Annotated in this window: 11 protein-coding genes and 1 pseudogene; 4 read left to right on the forward strand and 8 right to left on the reverse strand. The window is 45.7% G+C overall.

Annotation, left to right across the window (positions count from 1 at the left end; all coding sequences use genetic code 11):
* Positions 1–16: 16 nt before the first annotated feature.
* Positions 17–1,339, forward strand: coding sequence for an efflux RND transporter periplasmic adaptor subunit (locus AB4482_RS06770; RefSeq protein WP_372126761.1), 1,323 nt, complete (start codon positions 17–19; stop codon positions 1,337–1,339).
* Positions 1,336–4,413: an efflux RND transporter permease subunit gene (locus tag AB4482_RS06775; RefSeq protein WP_372180730.1), complete on the forward strand. Its 3,078-nt coding sequence runs from the start codon at positions 1,336–1,338 to the stop codon at positions 4,411–4,413. Before AB4482_RS06770 ends, AB4482_RS06775 begins: the two co-directional genes overlap by 4 nt.
* A 372-nt stretch (positions 4,414–4,785) precedes the next feature.
* Here the strand turns inward: AB4482_RS06775 and purL are convergent, their stop codons facing one another.
* Positions 4,786–8,694: a phosphoribosylformylglycinamidine synthase gene (gene purL, locus AB4482_RS06780; protein ID WP_017068539.1), complete on the reverse strand. Its 3,909-nt coding sequence runs from the start codon at positions 8,692–8,694 to the stop codon at positions 4,786–4,788.
* Between the two features lie 329 nt (positions 8,695–9,023).
* Between purL and mltF the strand changes: the two genes are divergently transcribed.
* Together mltF and AB4482_RS06790 are read left to right on the forward strand one after the other, a co-directional pair.
* Positions 9,024–10,592, forward strand: a complete 1,569-nt coding sequence (mltF, locus tag AB4482_RS06785) for a membrane-bound lytic murein transglycosylase MltF (RefSeq protein ID WP_372164925.1) — start codon at positions 9,024–9,026, stop codon at positions 10,590–10,592.
* Positions 10,593–10,908: 316 nt separating this feature from the next.
* Positions 10,909–11,040 (forward strand): hypothetical protein, encoded by a 132-nt coding sequence (locus tag AB4482_RS06790; protein WP_017059878.1) that lies wholly within the window; start codon positions 10,909–10,911, stop codon positions 11,038–11,040.
* Positions 11,041–11,101: 61 nt separating this feature from the next.
* On the opposite strand, the pseudogene tadA reads toward AB4482_RS06790, so the two are convergent.
* The 7 genes and pseudogenes from tadA to AB4482_RS06825 all read right to left on the reverse strand — a co-directional run bounded on the left by tadA (position 11,102) and on the right by AB4482_RS06825 (position 18,046).
* A pseudogene (gene tadA / locus AB4482_RS06795) lies at positions 11,102–11,706 on the reverse strand (tRNA adenosine(34) deaminase TadA).
* Between the two features lie 86 nt (positions 11,707–11,792).
* Complete coding sequence (locus AB4482_RS06800) at positions 11,793–13,082, reverse strand: hemolysin family protein (protein ID WP_372180731.1); 1,290 nt, start codon at positions 13,080–13,082, stop codon at positions 11,793–11,795.
* Positions 13,083–13,280: 198 nt separating this feature from the next.
* Positions 13,281–14,843 carry an AbgT family transporter gene (locus AB4482_RS06805; RefSeq protein ID WP_372098239.1) on the reverse strand — a complete coding sequence of 521 codons (1,563 nt, stop codon included), beginning with the start codon at positions 14,841–14,843 and terminating at the stop codon, positions 13,281–13,283.
* A gap of 298 nt (positions 14,844–15,141) precedes the next feature.
* On the reverse strand, positions 15,142–15,591 hold the full coding sequence (locus AB4482_RS06810; protein ID WP_017062783.1) for a prepilin-type N-terminal cleavage/methylation domain-containing protein: 450 nt from the start codon (positions 15,589–15,591) through the stop codon (positions 15,142–15,144).
* On the reverse strand, positions 15,581–16,882 hold the full coding sequence (locus AB4482_RS06815) for a hypothetical protein (protein ID WP_372098240.1): 1,302 nt from the start codon (positions 16,880–16,882) through the stop codon (positions 15,581–15,583). Before AB4482_RS06815 ends, AB4482_RS06810 begins: the two co-directional genes overlap by 11 nt.
* Positions 16,879–17,520, reverse strand: coding sequence for a PilW family protein (locus AB4482_RS06820; protein ID WP_372098241.1), 642 nt, complete (start codon positions 17,518–17,520; stop codon positions 16,879–16,881). Before AB4482_RS06820 ends, AB4482_RS06815 begins: the two co-directional genes overlap by 4 nt.
* The gene (locus AB4482_RS06825; protein WP_102482341.1) at positions 17,501–18,046 is read right to left on the reverse strand and encodes a GspH/FimT family pseudopilin; all 546 of its coding nucleotides are present in this window, start codon (positions 18,044–18,046) and stop codon (positions 17,501–17,503) included. The genes AB4482_RS06820 and AB4482_RS06825 overlap by 20 nt, the downstream gene beginning before the upstream one ends.
* Positions 18,047–18,121: the final 75 nt, after the last annotated feature.

The raw sequence follows: 18,121 nt of genomic DNA on the forward strand, positions 1-18,121 counted from the left end.
TAGTAAGGGAATCGCTATGACTAGGTATAGCTGGTTACAAAGGGCTCTGTTTGTTCCTCCTGTTTTGTTGGGCATCGCGTTATTGGTGATCGCACCAGGGATGAAGGCTGAACCGCCTAATGCGAGTAATACGACTGCTAAAAAGGTGGTTCGGGTGTTGAAAGTCGAGCCGCGAAATATCCAACCTTCTGCCATCGGATATGGACATACCGAGTCTGTTCAAGACTGGCAGGCACAGTCTGAACTTGACGGCGCGGTTGTGTGGGTTTCTGAGCAATACAAAACGGGCGCTATTATCCGCAAAGACAGCGAACTCCTTAGAATTGACCCCACCGCTTATCAACTTACTATTGCCCGTTTGCAAGCTGAGCTTGAAGTGCTAATGCTAACGAATCAGACCATTATCGATTCGCTCAAGATTGCAGAGAAAGAGTTTGAGGTACAACAGTCAGAATATGCCCGCTCAATCAAATTGAGTGAAACCGGGCATATCTCCAAAACAGAGAAAGACCGCGCGACCAAAGACTTGCTCAGCAGCCAGCAACAGCTCCAGACACAGAAAAACCAACTGGCAATTAATCAAGCGCAGCAAAAGGTTTTGCAAACGGAACTAGCACTTGCAAACCGAGATCTCGAACAAACCGTAATTAAAGCCCCATTTGATATTCGCATTGTCGAAACCTTGGTTGGACTCGCCGAGTATGTCAACAAGGGGGAATTGCTGCTCAAAGCGGATGACATCGATGCCGTTGAGGTTCGCGCGCAGTTTCCGCTTGGTAAAATGCGTCCGCTAAGAAATTCCAATCGCTTTGACTCGCTTGACGAAGATGTTCATAGCAACTTGAGCGCGACAGTCGAGCTCCAAGCAGGCGATAAAGTAATTACTTGGCCTGCCGAGATCAGCCGCTCCGGCGGTGAAATCGATGCTCAGACTCAAAGCCAAAGCCTGGTTGCACAAGTAAATCAGCCCTATCAGCAAGCCATTCCCGGGGAGAAGCCACCACTTATTCGTGGGACTTTCGTTAAAGTCACGATTAAAGCACCAATGATGGAGCAACAAGTCTTGCTACCGATAAACGCCATCCATGATGGTAAAGTTTACACTGTCTCTGAAGGTAAACTGAAAAGCAAACCTGTCAGGATAGATTTCGTCCAAGGGCAGGTTGCGGTGATCAAATCTGGCGTGGAATTCGGTGATGTGGTTGTGCTAAGTAAACTTTCACCCGCCGTTGAGGGGATGGCTTTACAACCGCAACCGGATGAGAAAATCGGCCTTTGGTTGGATACGCAGAGCGGATTTAAAGCCCTAAACGCGATTCAGAAAGAGGGCAAATTATGATCGCTTTTTTTGCTCGGCACACCACTGGCGCCAATGTCCTGATGATGGCGGTACTGCTGTTAGGGGCTTTTGCCTTGCCCAAACTGCAGAAAGACACTTTTCCGTTGACGCCGACCAAAAATATTGAGGTTCGGATCGTTTATCCGGGCGCGTCACCTTTTGAGATGATGGAAGAAGTGTGTTACCCGTTGGAAGATTCTCTCGATAAGCTGAGTGGAATTAAAGAGTTAAGCTGTGATGCCCGAGAGAGTTTGGTCATCGCCAATGTGGAAATCGGCGATGATGAAGACATTGACACTTTAACCAGCGATATTCAACAGCAGGTTAACGCCATCAGTGATTTTCCGGATCGAGTTGAGCAGATCACGGTGTCGAAACTGGACCGAGTGGCAACGGTGGCCAGTGTCGCGATTACCGGCAATATGTCAGATAGGGACTTATATCTCTATGCCCAACAAATTAAGCACAAGTTAAAAGAGAGCCCATTGATCGCTCAGGTGACCGTGAGCGGTTTTGCGGATCAAGAAATAGAAATTCGCGTATCGCAGTGGAAGTTGCAGCAGTACGGCCTGAGTGTGTCCGACTTGTCCAATCTAGTACAACAGCAAAGTATCAGCACTCCTGCTGGCGTATTTAGTAATGACTTGGAAGAGATCAGCGTCCGCTTCGACCACTTAGGCAGCAACGTCAGAGACTTCGAAAATATCGTGATTAAATCCAGTGAGACGGGGACTCAGGTTCGCCTCGGTGATGTTGCCGTTATTCAGCAGAAGTTCACTAGCGATGAAAATCAAATCCTGTTCAATGGTCAGCGTGCCGCTTTGCTTCAGGTGTCCAAAACGCAATTTCAAGATACCTTAACGGTCAAAGATGCGATCGTCAGCATCGTTGAAAAAGAACAGGCGAGAGCCCCTGAAGGCGTCGCTTTAACCATCACCCAAGATTCCAGCACCAATATTATTGAGCGTCTGAGAATCCTCACCAGCAATGGCGCACAGGGATTAGCACTGGCATTTTTGATGTTGTGGGCGTTTTTTAATATTCGCTTTAGCTTTTGGGTCACCATGGGGCTGCCGGTTTCATTCCTTGGCGCCATTTTTGCGATACAACTTCTCGGTTATACCCTGAATATGATGACGCTGGTCGGGCTGATTGTCGCGATTGGTCTGCTAATGGACGACTCGTTGATCATTGCAGAAAACATCGCTGCCAAGAGGCAACAAGGGCTACCCGCGTTTGACGCTGCAGTTGAAGGTACCAAACAAGTCTTCCCAGGTGTGATTGCATCGTTTGCTACCACCATCATGGTGATAGGGCCGCTGATGTTTCTCACAGGCAAGATGGGCGAAGTACTACGCTATATTCCCATCGTGTTATTGATTACCTTGCTTGTTAGTCTGATAGAAGCTTTCTTGATCTTGCCGTCTCATTTGGCACATAGCCATACTGAATCTCGCTCTAATCCTATACGGGACAAGTTCATTGCCGGTTTTGAAAACATCAGAGACAGATTCTTTGTGCCAGTGAGTGTCAAGGCGATGAATGCACCTTATCTTTCAGTAGGGATATTGGTGATGGTGGTGATGATTTCAACCGCTTCCATTTCGTCAGGTTGGCTGAAATTCAAAGCCATGCCTGCCTTGGAAAGTGATGTGCTGCAGGCGCGTATCTTGCTCCCTCAAGGCAGTTTACTGAGCCAGACAGAGGCGGTGGTGGAGAAGGTTTCAAACGCGCTTGATGAACTCAACCAAGAATACGCAGAGAAATACCCAAGCTCAAAACCTTTGGTCGCGAGCACCACGATCATGTTCAACTCAAATGCTGATGCTAATGAGTCGGGGCCGCATATGGCAACCGTCAGTGCCGATCTATTGCCAGCGCAATTTAGGCAGCAGAGCATTAAAGATCTGATCCAAGATTGGAAACAAAAAGTAGGCCCTACGGCGGATGTGGTTTCACTCAAGTTTACCGATAAAGAACGGGGCATTGCTGGCAATGGCATTGATATTCGGGTTCAGGGTGAGTCGTTACAAGAGCTCAATCAAGTCAGCCGCTCGCTGGTGAAATGGTTGAAGGGATTTAACGGTGTCTATAACCTCTCCACCGATCTGCGTGAGGGCAGAACCGAATTTCACGTTAACCTTAAAGATGAAGCTGGCGTGATGGGAGTTAATGCTTCCAACATTGCTCAAACGCTGCGCAGCGCGGTAAAAGGCAGTACTGATCTGACGGTTTTCCAACAAGGCGAGCTGGTGGATATTAGTGTGAGACTGGATGAGTTGAATAACTTGATGGTGACGGCAGGCAATGGAACCCTAGTTCCATTATCAAGTGTTGCGACGTTTGACAGAAAACAAGCCTTCTCGCGAATTCACCGCATTAATGGGATGAACACTGTGGTTGTGCAAGGCAATATCGATACGCGGGTTGCCAATGCGCGTGAAATCATGCTGCAGTTCAATAGCGAATTTGTCTCGCAAACTCAACACAAATTCCCAGACATCACCTTCACCTCGCAAGGTCAGGATAAAGAAAGCTCAGATACGGGCTCCTCGCTGGCGACCTTCTTTGCTCTTGGCGTGGTGGGGATTTATCTTATTTTAGTGTTCCTGTTACAAAGCTACACTCAACCGATTGCTGTGCTGCTGGCAATCCCTATGGGCTGGATTGGTGTGGTATGGGGGCACTTGGGCATGGGGTTCGATTTGACTATTCCAAGCTTGGTTGGCTTTGCTACCTTAGCGGGTATCGTCGTTAACGATAACATTCTGTTGGTCAATTTTATTAAGAAGAATATCGCCCAAGGCGAGCGCTTGATAGACGCTTGTCGAGAGGCGGTACGTGACCGATTTAGAGCGATATTTATCACCTCGTTAACCACATTTGCAGGATTGCTTCCACTGTTAATCGAAACCAGTACGCAAGCGCAATTTCTGATCCCGTTAATTGCCAGTATTGCGTTTGGCTTAGTCTCGGCTACGTTACTAGCGTCAATTGTTGTGCCTTGCGTGCTGCTTATTTTGGACGATTTAAAGCTGACCAAATGGGCAGAAGGTGCTCAATCTTCCCTTTGAGGAACTTGGGAGTGCATGCTGAACCATGTCATTTAGCCCGGCATGAAAATGGTAGTTTGCGTAGAATTTATTTGGCGATTAAACCCTATCACTGACTGCTGTTTTTTTGCGTACAAAAAACAATAGGGTCAGGTCTTGTCTTTTGCTCTTTGGTGGCAGTTTTTCTATCAGGTTTAGTTATTTGTCATACCTGAAGTTATTAGTCATTTGCTAATGTTTGATTTTCCAAAACTCATTTTTGTCCAAAAGTTTGTTATACACACATCCACTATACGGTGATCCCTACACCACACTCACCACCAAAAAAAGCGCAGACCTTTCGATCTGCGCTTGTGGTTATTGTCCCGATAACACTGTTTAAATCGTTTTCAATTAACCCACGTTCTTACGTGCGTTTTGGAACATACGCATCCAAGCGCCATTCTCGCCCCAACCTTCCGGAGACCAAGAGTTTGCAACCGTACGGAATACACGCTCTGGGTGAGGCATCATAATTGTCACGCGGCCGTCAGTCGTTGTTAAACCTGTGATAGCGTTTGGCGAACCATTCGGGTTATTCGGGTATTGCTGCGTTTGGTTACCGTTGTTATCAACGTAACGTAGAGCAACCGTACCTGAGTTTTCAATCGCGTTTAGGTGGTCGTTATCACGTACTTCTACGCGGCCTTCACCGTGAGAAACAGCGATTGGCATACGAGAACCTTCCATGCCGTTGAAGAATACAGAATCTGACTTCTGAACTTCTACTAGGCTGAAACGTGCTTCAAAGCGCTCAGATTCGTTGCGAACGAAACGTGGCCAGTACTCCGCACCTGGGATAAGTTCACGTAGATTCGACAGCATCTGACAACCGTTACACACACCTAGAGAGAAGGTATCTTCACGCTTGAAGAAGTTTTCAAACTGGTCACGAGTAGAGTCATTAAACAAAACCGACTTCGCCCAACCTTCACCAGCACCTAGTACATCACCGTAAGAGAAGCCACCACATGCCACAAGGCCGTTGTATTCTTCTAGTACCGCTTGACCTGTTAGGATGTCGCTCATGTGAATATCAGTTGCTTCGAAGCCTGCACGGTCGAATGCTGCTGCCATCTCAACGTGAGAGTTAACACCCTGCTCACGTAGAATCGCCATCTTAGGCTTAGCACCTGTGTTGATGAACGGTGCTGCGATGTCTTCGTTTACGTCAAAGCTCAGTTTCACGTTCAGACCTGGGTCCGAGTTGTCTTTCTTCGCTTCATGTTCTTGGTCAGCACATACTGGGTTATCACGCAGACCTTGCATCTTGTGCGTTGTCTCAGCCCAGATAGTACGTAGTTCAGTACGGTTACGTTCAATCACTACAGACTCGCCAGACTTAATCACTAGTTCATCTGATGCTTCCCCTTCACCAACAACGCTGCCAATCACATGAGAACATGCTTCTAGACCGTTAGCTGCAAGAGTAGAAAGTACTGCGTCTAGGTCGTCGTTACGGACTTGGATTACTGCACCTAGCTCTTCGTTGAACAGTGCTGCTAGCGTGTCTTCACCTAACGCTTCAATGTTTGCATTAACACCACAGTGACCTGCGAATGCCATTTCTGCTAGCGTTACGAATAGACCACCATCGCCTTTATCGTGGTAAGCGACAACTTGGTCGTTCGCTACAAGTGCTTGAACGCCTTCGTAGAAACCTTTTAGTTGCGCTGCGTTGTCTACGTCTGCTGGCTTGTCACCAAGCTGCTTGTAAACCTGTGCAAGTGCTGTTGCACCCATACGGTTTTTGCCGTTACCTAGGTCGATAAGAACTAGGCTTGTATTACCTTTGTCAGTGCGAAGCTGAGGAGTAATCGTCTTACGAACATCTTCAACACGTGCAAACGCAGTGATAACAAGAGATAGCGGAGACGTTACTTCTTTCTGCTCGCCATTCTCTTCCCACTTAGTCTTCATCGACATTGAGTCTTTACCCACTGGGATAGTTAGACCCAGAGCTGGACATAGTTCTTCACCAACCGCTTTAACCGCTTCGTAAAGACCTGCATCTTCACCTGGGTGACCTGCTGGAGACATCCAGTTAGCCGACAGTTTAATGTGTTTGATATCGCCGATGTTGGTCGCTGCGATGTTAGTAATTGCTTCACCAACCGCTAGACGAGCCGATGCGCCGAAGTCTAGAAGTGCCACTGGCGTACGCTCACCAAGAGACATAGCCTCACCGTGGTAAGAGTCGTAGCTTGCCGCTGTTACTGCGCAGTTAGCAACAGGAACCTGCCATGGACCAACCATTTGGTCACGAGCTACAAGGCCTGTTACCGAGCGGTCACCGATGGTGATAAGGAATGTTTTCTCAGCGACTGTTGGCAAGCGAAGAACACGGTCAACCGCTTCGTTCATCTCGATGCCAGAACGGTCAATCGCAGGGTTGTTAGCTTTTAGCGTTTTCGCGTCACGGTGCATCTTAGGTGTTTTACCTAATAGGATGTCCATTGGCATGTCGATTGGCGTGTTGTCGAAGTGTGAATCTTCTAATTTCAGATCACGTTCTTCAGTTGCTTTACCAACCACTGCGTACGGTGCACGTTCACGCTTACAAATCGCGTCGAACGTTGCCATGTCTTTATCAGCAACCGCCATTACATAACGCTCTTGAGATTCGTTACACCAGATCTCAAGTGGGCTCATGCCCGGCTCATCGTTTGGCACGTCACGTAGATTAAAGATACCGCCACGCTCGCCATCGTCGACTAGCTCAGGAAGAGCATTCGAGATACCGCCCGCGCCCACATCGTGGATAAATGCGATTGGGTTCGCATCACCAAGCTGCCAACAACGGTCGATAACTTCCTGACAACGACGCTCCATCTCTGGGTTTTCACGTTGTACAGAAGCGAAATCAAGATCTTCAGAAGAAGAACCAGAATCCATTGAAGATGCCGCACCGCCGCCAAGGCCGATGTTCATCGCAGGACCACCTAGAACGATTAGGCTTGCACCTACCGGGATCTCTTTCTTCTGAACGTGCTCATCACGGATGTTGCCAAGACCACCAGCTAGCATGATTGGTTTGTGGTAACCACGCACTTCTTCACCTGCGTGAGAGTTTACTTTCTCTTCGTAAGTACGGAAGTAGCCAAGTAGGTTTGGACGACCAAATTCGTTGTTGAATGCCGCGCCACCAAGAGGACCTTCAAGCATGATATCCAGAGCAGTAACGATACGGCTTGGCTTACCAAAGTCAGTTTCCCAAGGTTGAACGAAGTTCGGGATCTTAAGATTAGATACAGAGAAAGCAACAAGACCCGCTTTTGGCTTACCACCAATACCGGTTGCGCCTTCATCACGGATTTCACCGCCTGAACCTGTCGATGCGCCTGGCCACGGTGAGATTGCCGTTGGGTGGTTGTGCGTTTCAACTTTCATCAAGATGTGTGTTTTTTCTTGGTGGTAGCTGTACTGGCGAGTTTCTGGATCTGGGAAGAAACGACCAACTTCAGAACCTGTCATTACCGCTGCGTTATCTTTATAAGCAGACAGAACATGTTCTGGTGTCGTTTCAAAGGTGTTCTTAATCATCTTGAACAATGATTTTTCTTGCTTAACGCCATCGATAGTCCAATCAGCGTTAAAGATCTTATGACGACAGTGCTCTGAGTTCGCTTGTGCAAACATCATTAGCTCGATGTCCGTCGGGTTACGACCTAGCTTCTCAGTGAAGCTTTCAAGAAGGTAATCAATCTCATCTTCTGCAAGTGCAAGACCTAGGGTAACGTTTGCTTTTTCAAGCGCTTTACGTCCACCAGTTAGTAGGTCAACTTCCGCATAAGGAGCAGGCTCAGCAACGGTAAATAGTGCCGCCGCTGATTCGAAGTCAGTGAAAACCACTTCCATCATACGGTCGTGCAGGATTGCTTTCAGCTCAACAAGTTGAAGTTCAGAAAGTTCAGCAGAGGTTTCAATGTAGAAAGCAGTACCGCGCTCTAGACGTGACACTTTAGCCAGTCCGCAGTTGTGTGCGATATCTGTTGATTTTGAAGACCAAGGCGAGATAGTGCCAGGGCGTGGCGTTGCAAGCAGCAGTAAACCTTCAGGTTCATGCTCTTCAATCGTTGGACCGTAAGTCAGTAGCTTTTCTAGCTTCTCAACTTCAGACTCATCTAGGTCTGCCGTTAGATCAGCAAAGTGGGCAAACTCAGCGTAAATACCTGTTACAGGTAAGCTTAATTCACGACAAAGCTCTAAAAGCTTGTTAACACGAAACTCAGATAGAGCTGGGGAGCCACGCAAAATTCTCATGTGCTTACGTCTCTTATGCAGTTGATTAAGGTAGTATTGGAATAAATTCAGTGGGTTAAAGGAAAAACCTAACTGTTTTCTTCGAAGCTATTCCCGAAGGTTTAAAAACCTATGCCGATCCCACCTCTTCAATGCGAGCGCATTATAAAGCATTTCTTTTTGTGACGTAACACCAAAAGCAACCGTTTGCGTGATTTTTTTTATCTTTCTGCGTAAATGGTACTTTTGCTGCATTTATCACCACTTTTACAACTGTTTAATTAAACCTGCTTTGCCAGCCTTGCGGGGTTTGGTATAAAGGGACTTCCACTTTTCGAGATTTCATTTTGATGCCTAAATTTACGCTCATCTTTTCGTCTAAATTCATTCTGCTCGTTATCGCTCTGGTTGGGCTCGCGGGATGCCAGATTGAATCTGAACCTAAAAGTGTCCTTGAGCAAATACGAGATCGCGGTGTTCTTCGTGTCGGCACCCTAAATAACCAACTCTCTTATTACATTGGTCCTGATGGCCCTGCAGGCTTGGATTACGAATTAGCTCGTGAATTTGCGCAGGAGCTTGGTGTAAAGCTTGAGGTTAAACCCGCTTACCGTTTGTCAGGCTTATTCCCTGCGTTGAAGAAAGGCGAGATCGACCTTATCGCGACCGGCTTAACGCAAAATAACAAACTGACACGCGCTTACCGCGCCGCGCCTGCTTATTACTATGTAAGCCAACAGGTCGTGTACAAAAAGGGCCAATGGCGCCCAAGAAACCTTGAGCAATTGATCAATTTTGAGAATGAGCGTCAGGCTGAGTTTGTAAAAGCACAAGCTGAATCAGAAGCTGCGGTATCAAGCGAGACGCTGACGCCCTCTTTGGTTGTGGTGAAAGACTCGCACTTTGAACCAACACTCAAACTGCTGCAGAAAACGCACGATGACTTCATCTATGACGCGGTTGGCAATGCAGACATCAATGACCTGCTAAAAGAAGTATCAACAGGCGAACGTTTATTCACAGTGGCCGACTCTATCGAGCTATCACTGGCGCAACGTTTGTACCCAGATGTTGCCTTGGCATTTGAGCTGACAGAAGACCAACCTATCTCTTGGTACCTAAATAGATCGGAAGATGAAAGCCTGTATGCTTTGCTGATTGAGTTCTTCGGTAACCTAAAACAGTCTGGTGAACTGGCTTCACTAGAAGAGAAATACATCGGCCACATCGGCACTTTTGACTACGTTGATACTCGTGCCTTTATCCGCGCACTGGACAGCAAGTTGCCAAAATGGTCGCCGCTATTTCAAAGGTACTCTCAAGAATTTGATTGGCGCTTGATTGCCGCTTTGGCCTACCAAGAATCACACTGGAACCCTGTTGCGCGCTCACCAACGGGTGTTCGTGGCATGATGATGTTGACACTGCCCACCGCGAAGAGTGTTGGGGTAACCAACCGTCTCGACCCGAACCAGTCGGTACAAGGCGGTGTTGAGTACCTGCGTCGTATCGTGAACCGAGTACCAGATTCAATCACTCAACACGAAAAGATCTGGTTTGCACTTGCTTCATACAATGTCGGTTACGGGCACATGATGGACGCGCGTCGCCTCACGAAGGCACAAGGAGGAGATCCTGATGCTTGGGGCGATGTGAAAGACAGATTGCCTCTGTTAAGACAGAAGAAGTACTACAGCCAAACTCGATATGGGTATGCGCGTGGTGATGAAGCGAGAAACTACGTTGAAAACATTCGCCGTTATTACCAAAGCATTATTGGCCATGTAAATAAGCGCAATAAAGAACAAGAAGCGACCCTTGAAGGTTTGGTGGTGATCCCACCTTTAGAAACCTCAGGTGCTGAATCGAGTATCAGCGCAGCTCAGTCGACAGTAAGCAGTTCTGAGCCTTCACAGTAAAACCCAAAAGAGCAATGCCATCTAGCATTGCTCTTTTTTATTGTCTTTTTTCGACTCTTCTTTCGTCACTAAGGGATAAGGGAAGCAGGCAAGAAAATGATGATGAGATCTAGAGTGTCATATTGCAGTAACAATCGAACCTTATAACGGCACACCACAATCAAGATTATGCTCTGTTGCACTGCAATGCTGGCTTTAGACTAGAACTGCTCTTCTATTTAAGCCAAGCGCGCGACAGGCCAAATAAACGAATAACACTATAATTAAATCGTTAGTCCAAACTAAAAAGTCAGACGACAAATAGGAAATCATTGAAATGATGAAGAAACTGAAATCGAAACGCCTTGATAAGACCGTTGCTGCAAACCGTCGTAAGCGTATGCTTTCAAATAATAAGAAGAAGATCATTTGGCGCAATCGCGCTTTCATGCAGATGATTGCTGAGTAAATGTAGTTACTCAGTCAGTTTGCTTGGCACTCTTGCGATAGAGAGTGCCGAAAGTACGCTGCTATTTCTTATTGCCAGCCTTCATCTCTGCTTCTAAACGCTGCTCTTCCAACAGACGTTCTTGCTTTCGCTTCTCTTTTATCTCTTTTCTACGACGCTTGAAAAACGCTTGTAATTGCTCACGGCACTCTTCCTCTAACAAACCATGTTCAACGTCGGCATAGTGGTATGAGGCCTGGCTTTCAAACAAATTCAACACTGTACCTGCAGCGCCTGCTTTTAAGTCTGGAGCACCAAACACAATGCGCTTTACTCGGCTGTGTAGCAAGGCACCTGCGCACATTGGGCAAGGCTCTAGCGTAACGTATAAAGTGGTATCGAGTAGCCGATAGTTTTCTAAGGTTTGACCGGCTTTACGCAAGGTTTCAATTTCTGCGTGTGCCGTAGCATCGTGGCTGCCAATCGAACGGTTCCATCCTTCAGAGATAATCTCCCCATCTTTTACTAATACTGCACCAACAGGAACCTCTCCCTCGCTCTCTGCTTGCGTAGCCACCTCGATGGCGCGTCGCATGAAGATTTCATCTTGAGGGGTGAATTGATGGTCTGACAAAGGGAACTCCAGAAACAAAGGATAAAAACGAAAATAGGTATGCGGTGAAGCATACCTAATCTTAGAGATAATGAACAATAAAGAGGTAATAGACAACAACAGACAATGAACCATTGCCGCTTGCTGGTTGGTCGAACTGTTAGCTATTAGCGTCTTCTATGTCATCGGCTATTGGCGTCGCTTTGATACTCACAATGCGATTGTTCTCAACAGAGATAATTTCAAACTGCCACTGCTGGTATTGAACAACTTCGCCTGCATCCGGTAAGCGCCCTATTAACCATGTCACAAGGCCATTCAGCGTTTGGAAGCTCTCGCTTTCGCCCTCAAAATCCGATAGCTCTAAACGGTTTTTCAGTTCACTGATAGGAATCAAGCCATCCACCAACAAACCGTCTTCCACTTGCTCGGTCCAAAGATCGTTCGGATTATTCGATAGCTCGCCAGCAATCGCCTCAAGAATATCGTAATGAGTCACAAGACCTTGAACATCGCCATACTCGTCGACAATGAATGCCATCTCGGTGCCCGACTCTTTAAAGTAGCCAAGTAGACGCAGAGCTTTCATCGATTCTGGAACATAGATCGGCGAGCGAGACAGCCCCATGATCACTTGAATGCTTAGATTGCCCGCCTGATTCAGCAAGGCTTTGGCTGACACTGTACCCACCACTTTATTGAGGTGATCTTGGCACAATGGAAACACACTGTGTTTTGATGAACGCAGTTTCTTTAATATCTGCTCAACGGGTTGGTCGACATCCAGAAACTCGATGTCTCGACGCGGAGTCATCAATGAGCTCACAAGACGATCATCAAGCTGCAAGATATTACGAATCATCTCTTGTTCGCCGCGTTCAATCACACCCGATTCTGAGCCCTCTTTCACAAGTGCATGGATATCATCTTCGGTAACGCTATCTTCTTCACCGCCTCGGCCCATCAACTTAAGAATACCTTCCGTTGAAGCCGACAACGCAAACACAAACGGCGTCGCGATTTTAGATAACCAGAAGATTGGCAGCGCGACTAACACAGCAATGTTTTCAGCTTGAGACTGAGCAAAACGCTTTGGTACCAACTCACCGACAACGATAGCGAAATAAGTAATACCTACCACCACAACCGCAGTAGACAAGATGTTCGCTTGTGTTGGGTCTAGTCCCCACAGTTCAAGTTGAACGGCTAGTGGAGCCGATAGCGTCGCCTCACCCACAATCCCGCTGAGTAGGCCGATTACCGTGATACCGATTTGGATTGTAGAGAGGAAGCGGGTTGGGTTTTCTTTGAGATCAAGAGCAACCTGAGCGGAGCGGTGTTTTTCGGCTAAGCGTTTCAGCCGACTATTTTTTGCTGCTACCAATGCAATCTCAGACATGGCAAACAGACCATTTAAAACAATTAACCCTACTAAAAGCAGAATTTTCATGTGGCTTGGATTTCCTAAATTTACCGGCCAACAATTAGCCGTAATCCGGAGTATAAGCTGAGTGCCTTTATTTTGAATATAAAAAGTTTTGGATATAAAAACCTTGGATATAAAAAACGGAAAAAATAGCGAAAAAAAGCCCGCACATTTCGGTGCGGGCTTAGCAATGAATAAAGCTTAGTTTTGCTTAGTTCAATCTTACATTGTGTAAGTATAAGGTGCTTGGATACCTAGTGGGATACCAAGAGCCCAGTAAGCTAGCAAGAAGATAGACCAACCGATTAACATCGCAATCGAGAATGGCATCATTAGAGAAGCTAGAGTACCGATACCTGTCGACTTAACGTAGCGCTGACAGTAAACAACAACCAGTGGGAAGAACACCATTAGTGGAGAGATGATGTTAGACACTGAGTCACCTACACGGTAAGCCGCTTGAGATAGCTCAGGAGAGATACCCACAACCATTAGCATTGGAACTAGGATAGGACCAATCAGTGCCCACTTAGCTGAAGCAGAACCAACAAGAAGGTTAACTGCAGCCGTTAGTAGAATCATACCAACAACCGTTGCTTCACCTGGAAGGTCCATCGCTTTCAAGCCTTCAGCACCGTAAAGTGCCAGCATAGTACCGATGTTTGATTGAGCGAATGCAGATAGGAACTGAGCACAGAAGAACGACATTACAATGTATGCGCCCATCGTTGCCATCGTCTCAGACATTGCTTTGATAACATCATTACTATTCTTGAATGTACCCGCTACACGGCCGTAGACGATACCCGGAATAATAAACAGGATGAAGATCAGAGGAACGATAGACTTCATTACTGGTGCTGAGAACGCCGTTAATTCGCCTTCAGGTGAACGAAGTGCTGAGTTTTCAGGCATTAGAGCCGCGATAAGCAGACCAATACCGGCAACCATTGCCCAACCAGCGAATTTGAATGCTTTTGATTCGATTGCAGTGAACGTACCTAGATCAGGTGCTTCTTCAGCATCTTCATCAACTGGCGTGTTCGCTAGGCGAGGTTCGATGATCTTCTCAGTTACGTACCAACCGATAGCAACAATAAGAACTGAAGATAGGCCAGTAAAGAAGATGTTCGCTAGAGGGTTAATCACGTATTCAGGGTCAAGAACGTTTGCCGCTGTTTGCGTGAAGCCAGCTAGTAGCGGGTCGATACCTGAAGGAATGAAGTTCGCAGAGAAACCACCTGATACACCAGCAAATGCTGCTGCAATACCCGCTAGAGGGTGACGACCCGCAGCGTGGAAGATGATACCGCCAAGAGGGATTACTAGAACGTAACCTGCATCAGCTGCTGTGTGAGACACGATAGCAACAAGAATTAGCATTGGCGTTAGTAGCTTAGCTGGCGTGAAGTTAAGCATCTTCTTAAGGCCAGTCGTAATGAAGCCTGAAGAATCTGCAACGCCAACACCTAGCATAGCAACAAGTACGATGCCTAGAGGTGCGAAGCCTGTGAACGTGGTAACCATATTCGCTAGGAAGCTAGCAAGCGCTTCACCAGTTAGTAGGTTGTTTACTTCTAGAGCAGCACCCGTTTGAGGGTTGATAAGGTCGAATGAAAGGTTCGACAAAAGTGCAGATGCTACCCATACAATAACTAGAGCCCAGAAGAACAGGATTGCTGGATCTGGAATTTTGTTGCCGGCGCGTTCAATGAAGTTTAGAAAGCGGTCCATACCACTGATCTTCTCAGTCGATGGTGCTTTTTTTACGGCTTGGTTACTCATTGTAACTCCATATGTGATGTTGTTTTGTTTAGGCCTAATATAAGTTTTGACCACGGCCTATTGGTACAGCACATATTCTATTAAAGTCGTTGTTAAAAAGCACAAGATTCCACCTAATTTTCCATAAATGGAGACATATTTTGCAAAAATACCATACAACCACAACAATATAAAAACACAAAAAACACCATTCCATATACAGAGTTTTAACTAGCACGTAAACAATGTCCGAGGAGTGAAAATTATCAGTAAAAGGGGTAGCATGAGCCTTGGCATGCAGTAAACGTTTGCTTGAGGGTCAATCAAACTCACTGTATTTGGAGAGCATAGTTTCGAGGTAAATACTTTGTGCGTGGTTCATACGATCTTGCCATGCAATTGTGACAGTAATGCTTTTTAATGCGCTAGACAGAGCACCGTTTGCATTAGTCACTTCACAGGTCATGGCATAGGCAGACCCCGACAAACCGGATAAAGGATCTGAACTTGCTGTGTTGAGACAATGACTCGCCTGATTTAGTTCTGAAAAAGGAATTAAACCTACCGCCCCACTCGCATTAGACGCCCGAGTTCGATAATACTCCATCTGCCTTTCAGCAAAATGCAGCGCCTCTACGCTGTGGAGCGCAAAATCCGATTTTTGTTCAGCGTAGACCTGTAATTTAACCAGCCCTAGTGAGGCAACGCCAATCAACAGAAAAGAGATAAGAACCTCTATCAAGCTAAAACCTGAGTTCTTAGAAATCATTCCATGATCCTCGCTTCCACTTCGCTTTTAAAGGAGTGCTATGAGGGTTGTATTCACCGGTATAATCCAAATTGATTGAACCCTGAATTGTCGATAACCCACCAACGGAATCAAAGAACATCCCTCCTTTAGGGAAAAAAGAAGCAAATCCAATATAAACCGAATTACTCTGTACTAAATCAGTAATAGGAATTGTATCTGGAACTTTAGCCCACAAACCACTCAGTAGGTCGGTATCAGTATCGGGAGAGTTAGTGTTATCGAATACGGTCATATCATTTAGATGATAAAAAGCCCCGTCAAATACGCTCGCGTTACCATTCGCAACGATGCCGTTCTGAATCACTAAAGAGCGAGGCGTAATAACCCCTGGGATAGGTTCAACTACATTAATCGCAGGTGAATAAACGACGCAATCACCTATAACCCATACCTTATTCTCCCCACTTGAAAAGGCATCATTAATGGCTTTGCTACACTTATTTCCTTCATATTCACCATCAACCAAATCAATATGCTTAGAGGGGACAACTGTCCGATCAATAAGGTCTATAACATGATAATCAAGCTTAATCTGGTCAATGTTCTCTGACGTCTTTGGCACGCCAAAATAATTAGAGAACGTATCGATATCCGGATCGAATTTGAAATCTGATTGAAAAGAGTTTGAAGGCAGCGCCCCAACGGAGTCGATGGTTGCATCATTGCTAATATTGGTGGTTTGTTGGCAAGACTCAAACGTAGAAAAAGGAGGTGACTCTGGAGTAATGGTCTTCAAACGTCCTCCTCCCTTTTGCTTATAGATAACACTATCTAAAAATCGAACCGATACACACTCGTTAATACCATCAACAGCAGTAAGAGCAATATCAGGATTAATATCGATATTGTGATCAGAAATAAATTCTAAACTCGAATTGGTTTGCATTACTCCTAATCCCGAAGCGTCTACAAAACTAATCTCTTTGTTCAGCGATAAAGACTCAGAACTCGACACCAATATATTTGGCGTGAGTGCTTCTGATCCCAACGTAACGACTTTCGACTGCTGACAATAATCCATTAAATCATTGGGAATAGCTGTCAGATCATTTTCAGCGATGTAAGTGAAGCCACACTCTAAACCACCTTCTGCTAACCAGTGGGCTTTGCGTGCCTGAACTTCATTTTGTGCTCGCTTGATTTGATAGAAAAGAACCTTAAAATTCCCGAAAGAAGCGATTAATGTTCCAACAAGAAGAACACTAACCAACAACAGAGTGATAAATCCTCCTTGCTTACATCGCTTCATTGCCAATTCCTCTGAACAACGGAAGTTCTCACTTCATGACTAACATCTGCATTTACTAAAGACGCCTTTAACTCAATGTCTACTTTTTGAGAAGCCGAAGATCCTGTTGAAAGCTCTTCAGCTTCAACAAATAAAGCATCAACTTGAATTTGACGCTCAAAAAATAAGCTTTGACATGTCATTGTTACCTCACCATTAAGTATCCCTATAGGTTTTTCATTAATAGCCAAAAGGTCACTGGACTCTCCCACGCAGTAATTGAGCTTGTTTTCTTTGAATTGATAGACAATGTTCCTATATGCCGACGAGACACTATCCTGCAAATAAGCAAAACCAATATACGCCTCATCAGCGCTTACCTGATTGGTGTAAATTGTATTTATGGCACCCGATAACTTTACCGATATTCCCGAATCTGAGTCATAACCAGCTCGCCAAATTTCTTCTTTCATCATTTGAGTAGTGGAAAATAAGTTTTGTGATAGCAGAAGCTCTAAACTATTTTTTGAAGCAACACGCTGGTTAGTAATGAAGACTGAACCTATGATTCCAATGGCAACTACTCCAATGACCGAAGCCACCATCATCTCAACTAATGTACTTCCCTTGATATGCGTACTAACAAATCTCATAACCATGGTGGCCTATGTTATTGCGTCCATTTTGATTTGGATCACTGCTACAGATTCGAATTCTCCCGGTTGTAATAGACGCTATTACAGATAACTGTTCAGATAATGCGTTTACCGGAGCCATTGTTATATTTCCATTACCAAATCGCCCCCTAGTACCATCAACTGATATTGAATTATGACCTGAGAAATTAAAGGCAATGTTTATGTCTCGATAGGAAGAACCGTCTAACTGCATAAGAACATTTCTAGGGTCAAAAGATGCAGAGCTACTTAAAACCATATCCCAATCGCCATCAGAGTTATTAATAGCCCCAGAACTACCAGATACCAAAAAGAACAGATAGAGGTCTTGATTCTGAGCTATAGCTTCTGACCTAGCGGCAATTAAAAATCCATGCACTTCAGGAGCAAGCCTTTTGATTTTAGTTGAAGCTAGGACAGAACTAAAACTCGGGGCAGCCGTCGCTATCAGTATCGATAACACCGACACCGTGATTAAAAGCTCTAATAAAGTAAACCCGCGAGTCATTTCCCAATTTCCTATGTAATACCGCTCGTAACCGTATTTAATCTTGCGCCGATGCTACCACCGGAGAAAAATAGG

Source organism: Vibrio sp. 10N.222.55.C7 (genome assembly GCF_041473335.1).
GTDB classification, from domain to species: domain Bacteria; phylum Pseudomonadota; class Gammaproteobacteria; order Enterobacterales; family Vibrionaceae; genus Vibrio; species Vibrio crassostreae_C.